General features: G+C 49.9%; 8 protein-coding genes. 2 read left to right on the top strand and 6 right to left on the bottom strand.

The window, feature by feature from the left end:
- Window positions 1–165: 165 nt before the first annotated feature.
- From KQI_RS0114515 to KQI_RS0114500, 4 genes are all read right to left on the bottom strand, one after another.
- Complete coding sequence (locus KQI_RS0114515) at window positions 166–1074, bottom strand: AraC family transcriptional regulator (RefSeq protein WP_010347521.1); 909 nt, start codon at window positions 1072–1074, stop codon at window positions 166–168.
- A 127-nt stretch (window positions 1075–1201) separates the two neighbouring features.
- Window positions 1202–2605, bottom strand: a complete 1404-nt coding sequence (locus tag KQI_RS0114510; protein ID WP_010347519.1) for an NAD-dependent malic enzyme — start codon at window positions 2603–2605, stop codon at window positions 1202–1204.
- Between the two features lie 134 nt (window positions 2606–2739).
- Window positions 2740–3495, bottom strand: coding sequence for a response regulator (locus KQI_RS0114505; RefSeq protein ID WP_010347518.1), 756 nt, complete (start codon window positions 3493–3495; stop codon window positions 2740–2742).
- Window positions 3488–5086 (bottom strand): ATP-binding protein, encoded by a 1599-nt coding sequence (locus KQI_RS0114500; protein WP_010347517.1) that lies wholly within the window; start codon window positions 5084–5086, stop codon window positions 3488–3490. Before KQI_RS0114500 ends, KQI_RS0114505 begins: the two co-directional genes overlap by 8 nt.
- An 86-nt stretch (window positions 5087–5172) precedes the next feature.
- Between KQI_RS0114500 and KQI_RS0114495 the strand changes: the two genes are divergently transcribed.
- Complete coding sequence (locus KQI_RS0114495; RefSeq protein ID WP_010347516.1) at window positions 5173–6207, top strand: DctP family TRAP transporter solute-binding subunit; 1035 nt, start codon at window positions 5173–5175, stop codon at window positions 6205–6207.
- Between the two features lie 114 nt (window positions 6208–6321).
- The gene (locus KQI_RS0114490) at window positions 6322–7623 is read left to right on the top strand and encodes a dicarboxylate/amino acid:cation symporter (RefSeq protein WP_010347515.1); all 1302 of its coding nucleotides are present in this window, start codon (window positions 6322–6324) and stop codon (window positions 7621–7623) included.
- A gap of 501 nt (window positions 7624–8124) precedes the next feature.
- Here KQI_RS0114490 and KQI_RS0114485 read toward each other — a convergent pair.
- Together KQI_RS0114485 and KQI_RS0114480 are read right to left on the bottom strand one after the other, a co-directional pair.
- Window positions 8125–9963: an ABC transporter ATP-binding protein gene (locus KQI_RS0114485; protein WP_010347514.1), complete on the bottom strand. Its 1839-nt coding sequence runs from the start codon at window positions 9961–9963 to the stop codon at window positions 8125–8127.
- Window positions 9944–11680, bottom strand: coding sequence for an ABC transporter ATP-binding protein (locus KQI_RS0114480; protein ID WP_080572150.1), 1737 nt, complete (start codon window positions 11678–11680; stop codon window positions 9944–9946). Before KQI_RS0114480 ends, KQI_RS0114485 begins: the two co-directional genes overlap by 20 nt.
- Window positions 11681–11834 lie beyond the last annotated feature (154 nt).

Here is an 11834-nt window from a genome sequence, read left to right as displayed (position 1 = left end):
TAGTGACATCCACCTTTGCTCTTCTTGAGATATACCTTCTTTATTCGATAAAATGATTCTTTAGAACCTGAATCAAATTGCCTAATACGAAAGCAAAAAAAGCCTACCTTTTTTATCAGGTAAGCTCCTCACGAATATGAATTAATCATAAAACTTCCTATATATTCAGTCCCCTTCCTCCTCTGCATAGTTCCATACATGGCGTTCTACAGCAGAACGGTATTCAACTGGCGTCTTGCCTGTGTGCTTTTTGAACAACATATGAAAATACTGCCTGCTGCCCACACCTACGTAATCGGCAATTTCCTGAATGGGAATGTCCGTTTGCTGAAGCAGCATTCGGGCCTTGTCCATTCGCAGCATGGTCAAATAAGCGGTGAGTGTTTGTCTGGTGTGTTTTTTGAAAATACGGTGCAAATACCCTGGATGCAGATTTACGGCTGCCGCCATATCCTGGACCACAATATCCCGGTCATAGTTCAGATGGAGAAATTCAAGACAGCGTTTGACGTACATATCCGTTTGCTGCGTGTTGCTGCGCTCTGCCTCTTCCCGCAGACGCGCAATTCGTACCAGCAGCTGCATAAAAAGCAGTTCTGCCATTGCACCCGGATGTTCTTTGCGTTGATCCAGTTCCAGCACGAGACTTTTCAGCGTAAAATATACCTCTTCCGGGTCCGAAAGTACCAGATACGGGAACGGACGCGACATTAAGGCTGTGACCTCCTGCTCCTCCGCTGCCATTTGCCGGATTGACGGGCCTACACTCATTCCCTCCATAAAACCAAACTCTACGTTCAGCATCCGGCACGATTGTTCTCCCTCCACCACCAGTCGGTGCGGTACGCCTGCGTCCAGCATAATAAACTCGCCTTTACGCAGCGTAATGCTTTCCGCCTTCCCTCCTGTTTGTACATCCACCCGGCACAAGCCGGAAATCATGTACATGATCTCAGTGGAACGATGATCGTGATACGGCATGGTATAGTCGCGCCACTGCTTGTAATAGTAAGCAAAGAAACGGGGAATATAATCCCCGTCCCGCAAACGCAGCTCAAACAGACTTCCGTTCATCCCCGCACCTCCGCAAAATAGATAAGGCTAACACGGCATCGTATCTGCAACCGTTCTATTTTCATAGTTTAACAGACCCAGCCGTGTTATTCTATTTTGCTCCACCAGACGATCTAAAATCCTTTGGCTATCTGAAATCCGGTGGAATACGCCGGGCCGTTCCGGTCAGAATAGCCGCTTCAATCACAGACTTCCTCACCTCGGTAACGACCTGTTCGTTGAATATGCTCGGGATAATATATTGCTCGTTTAATTCCCGTTCACTTACAACAGAAGCAATGGCACGGGCGGCGGCTAACTTCATCGGCTCGTTGATGTGGCGCGCCCGGCAATCGAGCGCTCCTCTGAATATCCCCGGAAACACAAGCACATTGTTGATCTGGTTGGGATAGTCGCTTCGCCCTGTTGCAAATACACGCACATGCGGTATGGCTTCCTCGGGAGCAATTTCCGGCTGTGGATTAGCCATGGCAAAAACAATGCTGTCCGCAGCCATACGCTGTACATCCGCGGTATTCAGCAGATTGCCCCGCGACACGCCGATGAACACATCCGCATCTGCAATGACATCCTTCAATGTACCTGGCTGTGACTCTACTTGAGGCTGATCTGCCAGCCACTGCCACATTGGATATTGATAGGTTCCACCTCGTATAATGGCTCCATCCCGGTCTACCGGAACCAGACGGCTCACTCCTGCGGCGAGCAGCATTTTACATATCGACACGCCCGCGGCCCCTATTCCATTGACAACGACCCGAACATTTTCGATCCGCTTGCCAACCACCTTCAGTGCGTTCAGCAGCCCGGCAATCACAACCACCGCCGTCCCGTGCTGATCATCGTGGAAAACCGGAATATCTAATTCTTCAGCCAAGCGGGTTTCAATCTCGAAACAGCGCGGAGAACTGATATCCTCTAAATTAATTCCTCCGAAAATCGGGCTAATCGCCTTAATCGTACGAATGATTTCCTCTGTATCTTTGGTGTCCAGACAAATGGGGAATGCATCGACTCCTGCCAGCTGCTTGAACAGCATCGCTTTGCCTTCCATCACGGGTGCAGCCGCATGCGGACCGATATCGCCGAGCCCAAGCACGGCGGTGCCATCGGTAACAACCGCGACGGTATTTCGTTTGATGGTCAGGGAGTACGCTTTTTTCGGATTTTCATGAATGGACGTACAGACCCTAGCCACTCCCGGCGTATATACCCGCGATAGATCATCCCGATTTTTAATCGGCAAATTGGGCCGGATTGATATTTTACCTCCCAGATGCGCGAGAAACGTGCGGTCGGAAACATTAATAAGTTGAACGCCTGCTAACGACTTGAGTGATTCGATTAGTGATGCCTCTTCTACTTCAGCGACGTGGACTGTGATATCACGCACGGACAAATCCTGTCCGGGACGAATAACATCAATGGAGGTAATGTCTCCCCCAGCACGGCTGATGGTTGATGCGACCTCACCGAAGTTTACTTTGGAGTGAACAAGCTCCAATCGAAGAATCAAACTATTAAAGGCCACGTACATCCGCTCCTATTCTATTCATAACACGTGTACAGTCCAAAGGCAGACACATGTATTGAAGCTTATTCAGCTCCTTTGCTTTCACATGTTACCGCTTTCATAAAAGCGTTGGGAAGCTTTTGTCCATATTGTTACTTATGGTCATTTTGGTCACGCAGCAGCTCATACCGGTTAACGGGACGACCGACCCCGCCGTAATGCACAACCAGGCGCACGATCCCTTTTTTCTCCAGATAATCCAGGTATCTTCTTGCCGTTACACGAGCAATCCCCACTCCCTCCGCGGTTTCTTCAGCAGACAGTTTGCCGCCATGCTGCTCCATGACCGCAAGCACCTGCTTCAGGGTGGCCGCATTCAAGCCTTTTGGCAGCTCATCGTAAGACATGGCCCATTCTTCGTATACTGGAGCAGGGACTACCGCTTCCTTGGCAGCTTCTCCATTTTGCATAATGAGGTCCAGCTCTTCCTGGGTTCCTACTTCTTTCGCCCATAATCCGGCCTGCTGTACCCGGTAGCGCTCCAATGTATGGTGGATACGCTCGACCTTGAACGGCTTCATGATATAATCGAACGCTCCATTTCGCATCATTTCACGGATCGTCTCCGTGTCCTTCGCGGCCGTCACGACAACTACATCTACAGGCAATGCCATGGAACGGATGCGCTGCAGGGTCGATATGCCATCGAGCGACGGCATGAATACGTCAAGAAAAACCAGATCAGGCTTTAGTTCATCGATCAGCTCCAGCCCCCGCAGTCCATTGGAAGCCACACCTATGACCTGGAACCCGTCAACCTGTTCGATAAACTGCCGATTCACCTCTTGTACCATTGGGTCATCCTCGACTAGCAGCACACGAAAAGATGATTTTATAGGTTTACTCATCGTCGCTCCCTCTCTCCTTTAACGGGAATAGAATCTCTATCGAAGTTCCCAAGCCGAGTGAAGACTCGCAGGTCAGGCGGCCATTCCCCTTGGTGACAATTCCGCTCAGTAAATGCAGGCCCATGCCGCGACTCTCTCCGTCCTTGGTCGTAAATCCGCGTTCGAGCATTCGTTTCTTCGTCGTCTCCGACATGCCACAGCCATTATCCTCGACCAATATGGACATATATTCGTCGTCCTGCCGAATGCTGACATAAATCTCCTTGGAGCCGTCCTCTGTATCTGCCAGCGCATCAAAGGCATTCTCAATTAGATTTCCGAGTAGCAAAACGAAATCATGCCGGTCAATCAGCCGGGGAAACCCATTCATTTTGCTATCAGGATCAATTCTAATATCAATGCCAAGCTCTTTGCCACGGCTAATTTTACCGAGCAGCAAACCTGCAACTCCGTCGTCATCGAAATGCTTCTGCAGAAAGCGTGTCATCTCCTCCTGTTGCTCGGTCACCTCAAACAGATAGCTCAAAGCCTCGTTCTGCTGTCCTAGCTGGAGCAAGCCGGCGACAGTATGCATTTTGTTCATATGCTCATGGTTTTGTGCACGAAGCGCATGAACAAACTCTTTGACCCCCGTGAGCTCCTCGGCCATTCTCGTTACCTCGGTTTTGTCCTGAAATATGGAGATCGCCCCCATCGTAACTCCCTGTTCGCGAATGGGAATTCGGTTGCTCCAAATAATGGTCCCGCCAATTTTCAGCTCCTGGCTCAGAATCGCAACTCCCGACTCAAGCACCTCTGGCAAACGGGTATCCCGAATGACCTCACGAATCGGCAATCCTGTTACATTACGGTGTACATCGAAAATTTGTTTGGCTCGCTCGTTGAAAATGGTAATGATACAGTTGCGGTCAATGGCAATGACACCCTCGTGCATTGCCTGAAAGGCCGCACTTCGCTCACGAAACATCCTCGCAATCTCCTGCGGCTCCAGGTTGAACATCTGGAGCTTAATATGACGGGCCAGCAAGGCAGAGCCAATCACACCAAACATCATCGACAGCAGCGAAGTCATGATGATGGATTGTTTTTCCTGCCGGATAATCTCCGTCACGCTTGGCAGCAGACCACCCGCTACAACGACGCCCACCTGCTCCGAGGAAGCATTCATAATCGGCACAAAGGAACGCAAGCCAATCCCCGCTTCGCTGCGAACTTTGGAGACATACGTATGTTCAGCAAATGCGGCATCATCATCCCGAGCCTGAAATGTTCCGCCGATTCGCTCCGAAAGCGGATGAGACAACCGTTTGCGGTTCATATCGAGTACGACAATATAAGATGCGTTGTTTAATATCCGAATTTTGTCCGCCATAGGCGCAATCACGGCAGAAGCATTCGGATCATTAATTCGTTCCACTACGTCCGGCAGATTCGCAACCGTCTGAGCCGTAATCGTAAGTCGCTGTTTGAGTTCTTCTTCCTTGATCCGGGTAGTGATACCCAGCAAAAAAAGACCGCCGATCAAAAGAGCGAACAGCACGACCCCAAATGAAAGTATCATAATTTTCCAATACATGCGAAGTCTGTTCATCATTTGTTCCTTCCCTATTAAAGCGTTTACCTTTGAATATCATTGTGGAATAATGGGTCTAAAATAGCAACAGAGGGGGGTACTTTGTGAAAAGAGCTGTTGGATTTTCCGTTTTGCTCATACTGGGCATTCTAACGGCTTATATGATCGGTTTTCAAAAAAATTTTGGCGAAGAGCTCCCTTATGATGATGAAATTACTGGTCTGAAGGATCGGATCGTGATCAAATTCAGCCATGTTGTGGCCGAGAATTCGCCCAAAGGACTGGCTGCGGCTCGTTTTGCCCAGCTTGTTAAAGAAAAATCCAAAGATCAGATTGAGATTCAAGTGTTCCCTAATGGAATACGCTACTCAGAATCCACCGAAGTGGCTGCACTTCAACAGGGAGAAATCCAGATGATCGCTCCTTCATTTTCCAATTTGAATGCGATTGATCCGGCCTGGCTGGTGATGGATCTTCCATTTGCCTTCGAGAATCAAGCTGGTGTCGATCAGGCTCTGAACGGGCCATTGGGCAAGCGGTTATCGCAAACACTTGAACCCCATGGAATGAAAGGCGTTGCTTTCTGGTCCAACGGCTTTCGACAGATCACGAACAACACCCATCCCATTAGCCAGCCCGCAGACTTTGTAGGCCTGAAATTCCGTATCCAGCCAAGCAAGGTGTTGGAACGTCAGTTTGAAGCACTTGGGGCATCGACCATTAGTACTCCTTTCAATGAAATATACCACAATCTGGAGACAGGCACGGCAGACGGACAGGAGAACACAATATCCAACATCCTTACCAAACGGTTTTACCAGGTGCAACGATATATGACCATTAGCAATCACAGCTATTTGGGGTATGCCGTCGTATTTAACAAATCCTATTGGGATAGCCTCCCAAGTGGCGCCAAGCAGGTGCTGCAGGAGGCACTTGAGGAAACGACACGCTGGAACAAACGGGAAACAGATGAAACTGCCAATCGGCTTAGCCAACTGCGACAGGCTGGAGATATCACCATTACCCGTCTGTCCGAGGATGAGCGTATGCTTTGGAGGAAACGTCTGCGCGTACTCTATCAGGAGTTCACCCCCGTCATCGGGTCGGATCTGATGGATATGATTCAGGGACCTTAAAGACCAAAAAGAACGTTATGACCGTATTCTTGTTTGCCAGGAACGTAGCTTTTACACTGGGGATACAAAAATAAAGCGTTTTCAAAAATCAAAGGAAAGCGAGAGCGTATCCCTATGAAACTGAGAATTAATTTTAAAAACTTGACGGTTCAGGTCGTTATCGCTATTGTTCTGGGCATTCTTCTGGGTCACTTTTTTCCTACAACAGGCGAAAAGCTAAAAGTGCTCGGAGACGCTTTTATCAAGCTTATCAAGATGGTCATCGCACCCATTGTATTTTTTACGGTTGTTCACGGTATTGCCAGCATGGGGGACATGAAAAAGGTCGGGCGTATCGGCGGAAAGGCGCTTCTCTATTTTGAAATCGTTACCACGATTGCGCTGGCCATTGGTCTGATTGTGGTCAATCTGATCAGACCGGGAGCTGGCATTGATGTGAGTAAAGCAACCGGAGACGTATCTCAATATGCTCAAAAAGCAGCAGAATCAAGTCATGGATTCGTTGATTTCATTGTCGACATTATTCCTGAAAATGTAGTCAGCGCTATGGCAGGCGGAGAGCTGCTGCCTATCCTGCTCTTTGCCATTCTCTTCGGGCTGTCACTGACGGCCATGGGAGAGCAAGCCAAACCCGTTATTGTCCTGTTCGACAAGCTATCACACGCCTTCTTTGGCATCGTCAATATGGTCATGAAATTATCGCCAATCGCCGCATTCGGTGCGATGTCATACACTATTGGTAAATTCGGCATCGGGTCATTGACCTCTCTCGGCAAGCTGATGGGCTCCGTTTATCTGACCATGGCCCTCTTTGTTATCATTGTGCTCGGTCTGATTGCTCGCATGTACGGTTTCAGCATTTTCAAGTTTATTGCTTATATCAAAGAAGAAATTTTGCTTGTACTCGGCACTTCATCCTCCGAGTCGGCCCTGCCACGTATGATGGACAAAATGGAGAAATACGGCTGCTCCAAATCGGTGGTCGGTCTGGTCATTCCAACAGGCTATTCGTTTAACCTGGATGGTACGGCCATCTATTTGTCCATGGCCGCCATTTTCGTAGCTCAGGCCTCCGGTGTTGATATGACTCTATGGCAGCAGCTGACATTGCTCGGTATTCTCATGCTGACCTCGAAGGGAGCAGCAGGCGTCACGGGCTCTGGATTTATCACGCTGGCAGCCACACTCGCAGCGTTCCCTTCCATTCCGCTGGCGGGAATGGCGCTGCTGCTCGGTGTGGACCGTTTCATGTCGGAAGCACGCGCCATCACCAATCTGATTGGTAACGGAGTCGCTACCGTCATCGTCGCCAAATCGGAAAATGAGTTTCATCCCGACAGACAGGCGGAGCTTGCTCCAGAACCTGTTGAGCTTGAAGCCACTCCTTTACACAGCCCGGTTACTGAATCTGTATAATAAGGCAATGCTTTTCTGAAACTATTAAAAGATATATTGTGTCGGTTTGGGGGTGTCCCAGCAGCCATTTCATGGCTGCTGGGACACCCCTGTTGTTTTTCGATTAGGATGTACGTAAACACTCATATGGACGCTCCGCGAACGGACCGTTGTTCCAATCGCTGTTGTCTCCAGATTTTTTAATTTTACCTTAGCGGTGAAAATCCGGAGACAAAGGCGACCGCTACCGCTTTTCCACAATCGTTCCGTCCTCTCCGCTGCTTTGAGCAGAAAAAGTTTCTACAGTCCTCTTAAAATCACAAAGGTGTAGTTACTCTGAATTGAGGTGTCACAGTTTTAGGGTATCTAAACAGAATGTGCTGATTTATTCTTGATTTACACATTGGGCTCCATTGGAGCAGGTCTAAGGAACCCCAATGACTGGTGGCTGCGAATCCAGTTTAGCGTTTCTTCGTCATTCATTGGAGTTTTGTAATTTGGCGGACTGCAACCTGAGCCAGCTTAAGAGCTTTGCTTTCTTAACTGACCATAATATAAGTCGCTGTAAAAGCCTTTATGGGTCAGCAGTTCATCATGAGAGCCCTGCTCCTCCAGACGGCCATCCTTCAAAACCAGAATCCGGTCAGCCTGACGAATGGTATTCAGCCGATGCGCGATGACGAAACTTGTTCGCCCCTGCATGAGCCGCTCCAGTCCTTCTTGTATTTTGATCTCGGTAATGGTATCGATGCTGCTGGTTGCCTCGTCGAGAACAAGAATGGAGGGGTTGGCCAAAATTGCGCGGGCAATCGCCAGCAGCTGTTTTTGTCCTTGACTGATGCCGCTGCCGTTAGCCTCCAACACCTTGTCATACCCGTCCTTCATCCGCATGATAAAGGAGTGAGCATTCGCCATCCTGGATGCCTGCTCAATCTCCTCATCGGTGGCATCCAGCCTGCCGAAGCGGATATTTTCACGGATGGTTCCCTGAAACAGAAAGGAATCCTGCAGCACAAACGCCATATGGGAGCGCAAGCTTTCACGCTGTATGGTCGTAATGTCGCGCCCGTCCAGCGTAATCGTTCCCTTGCCTGGAGTATAGAACCTGGAAAGCAGCTGAATCAGCGTTGTTTTTCCAGCCCCGGTTGGACCGACCAATGCAATCATTTCGCCGGGCTTGGCTTCAAACGAAATGCCTTCCAACGTATCGCTCCCTTCATCATAAGCGAAGGAAACATCGGCAAACCGTACAGCCCCTTCTACATGCTTCAGAGCTATCGCCCCCTGCTCGTCCTTGGACTCTTCATCCTCATCCAATATCTCGAATACACGCTCAGCTCCGGCAATGGCAGACAACAGCGTGTTCCACTGGTTCGCCAAATCGTTCAGCGGTCTGGTGAACTGGCGGGCATACTCTACGAATACGATAATCGTACCTATAGTAATCGAGCCGTGAATGGCCAAAATCCCGCCGATCCCCGCTACCATAGCAAAGCTGAGATTATTCAGTCCGTTCATCAGCTTGGGGATAAAGCCGGAAATGGTTTGTGCCCAGAAGCCTGACAGACGAATGCGGTCATTCCGCTCACCAAAACCGTGGATGACTCTCTTTTCCTGCGAAAATGCTTTAATAATCTGCTGCCCGGACAGCGTTTCTTCGATGAAGCCATTCAGTTCCCCCAGATTCTGCTGGCGTTCCTTGTATAAAGGCCCAGTACGACGGGTAATCCAGCGCATCCCGGCTGCCATTAGCGGCACTACAATAAAGGTCAATAGTGTCATCAAAGGACTTAACCACAGCATGACTGCAAGCGTACCGACCAGCGTCAAGATGCTCGAAAAAATTTGAATAGCCGAGCTGTTCAGCGTCGAACTGACATTTTCGATATCATTGGTCAGACGGCTCATGATTTCTCCCTGTTGACGTTTGCCGTAAAAAGGAATCGGCAACCGATGCAAATGCGAAAATAGGTCAAAACGCATCCGGTATACGGTCTCTTGGGCGATTTCAATCATCCAGATGTTTTGCAGCCAGGAGGTCAGCGAGTTGAGCAAATATACAGCCCCTAATCCAATAAGAAAATAAACCCACGTTCGTCCACCTGGACCTTCGAGAAAATCATCCACCGCGACGCCGACCAAATATGGACCTAGCAGAGCCAGCCCGGAGCTGAGCATGACCATAAACAGCACCAGCATCAGCTTGGCCTTGCGACGGGCCAAATAAGCCCATATCCGGCCTAACGTGCCGAACCAGTTCTTCGCTTTGGCCTTGCTGCGTCCTTCGGCTCCTGCCGGATTACGCAGCACACCGGACGATGGTGTTGGCTGACGGAATGGCTCAATGAGTTTCTTGAGCATGCGGCTCCTCCTTTCCGTATTGTGATTCATAGATGCGGCGATACAGTTCTGAGCTATTCAGCAGATGCTCATGACTCCCGCTCGCGATCATACGACCCTCATCGAGCAGTAATATCTGATCCGCCGATGCAGTCGAGCTGATCTTCTGTGTAATGAGAAATGTCGTGCAGGATAGCCCATCCAGCGCTTTCAGCAGAGCTGCTTCGGTTCGCACATCCAGCGCACTCGTGCTGTCGTCCAGAATAAGCACCGCCGGACGGCGCACGAGCGCGCGGGCAATGGACAGCCGCTGCTTCTGACCGCCGGACAGATTGACACCACGCTGCCCAAGCAAGGTGTCATAGCCTTGCGGCAGGCGTTCAATCGTATCATGAATTTGCGCCATCCGGGCAGCCTCCTGAATCTGCTCCAGGCTGGCATTTTCCAGCCCCCAAGCGATATTGTCGCGAATCGTGCCGGTGAATAACAGCACCTCCTGCGGTACATAGCCGATGGCCTCACGCAGTATGGAAACATCCAGCTCATGCGCGTCTTTTCCATCAAAGCACACATGGCCGGCATCTTCCTCATACAGACGTGTAATTAGCTGCACAAGCGAGGATTTGCCCGAGCCCGTAGCCCCCATGATCGCTATACGCTCACCTGGCCCAGCTTTGAACGAAATATCCTTCAGTACAGTCAAATCGCTGCCCGGATAATGAAAGCTCACCCGCTCCAATTCCACCTTTCCCTTCATTCGCATGTTATGTGCCGGAGTAGACGCACCCTCTCCATGTTCTTCATGAGATGTTTCCAGCACCTCTCGAATCCGTCCCGTGGATGCGGTCGCCCGCGAAAACACGACCACGATACCGGACAAGGCAGACAAGGCCCCAATCGTCCGCAAGGAATAATTGACGACTGCGACCACCTGTCCTACACTCGCATCCCCTGTGGAAATTTGCCCTCTTCCGAACCACAGAACCGCAATAATTCCCACATTCATCGTAAACAAAATGAACGGCATCGTCGTTTCTGTCCAGCGTAAAGCAGACACCGTCCCTTTCATCAATTCGCCTCCATAATGGGCAAAACGCTCGATTTCATGCCGCATCCGCACAAACACCCGAATCAGCCGAATTCCGGTCAGATTTTCCTGAATCACCCCATTAACATCATCCAGCCGACGCTGAACACCTTTAAACAAAGTGACCGTTCGCCGCATCATCACCAGCACAAACACAAACAGCACCGGGGCCATGATCGCCAGCAGCAGGCCGAGCCTGAAATGTACGACCAACGCCATCACAATACTGCCGATAACCACCAGCGGAACCCGTGTCATAAACCGCAGGCTCATAAACACCGTATCCTGTACTTGCGTAACATCCCCCGTCAAACGCGTAATCAGCGATGAGGTGGCAAAACGCTTAAATACCGGATAGGAAAAGGACTGGACCTTACGGTACAGCTTTTCCCGCAGGTCATAGCCAAAGCCCTGACTTGCATGTGAAGCAAAAAAGGAGCTGGCAATGCCCGCCATAAAGGCGATAACGGCACTCCCTACCAGCACACTGCCCCATAACCAGACAATGGACAAATCCTGCTGCCGGATTCCTTCATCAATGATTTTGGAGATCAAATACGGCTGCGATAACTCCACTGTCAGTTCCAGCAGCATCATCACGAGCGCTGCGATGGCCGGAATCCGATATTTTTTTAGAAAAGAGAACATCATCCCCACAAGCATTCCTCCAATTGCCAGACAGCCGTCCTTCCAGATCAGCATCTATTCATCATATGAATCGAACCTGCCGTAAAACCATCTATTCGCACTTTATACAGCACTGTATTGTATTATACCCCTCTGAACGACTTCGTTTAACCCCATT

The sequence above is a fragment of the Paenibacillus peoriae KCTC 3763 genome (genome assembly GCF_000236805.1).
Lineage (GTDB): Bacteria > Bacillota > Bacilli > Paenibacillales > Paenibacillaceae > Paenibacillus > Paenibacillus peoriae.
Note: the sequence above shows the minus strand (reverse complement) of the source record. Positions and strands in the feature narration are given on the sequence as shown.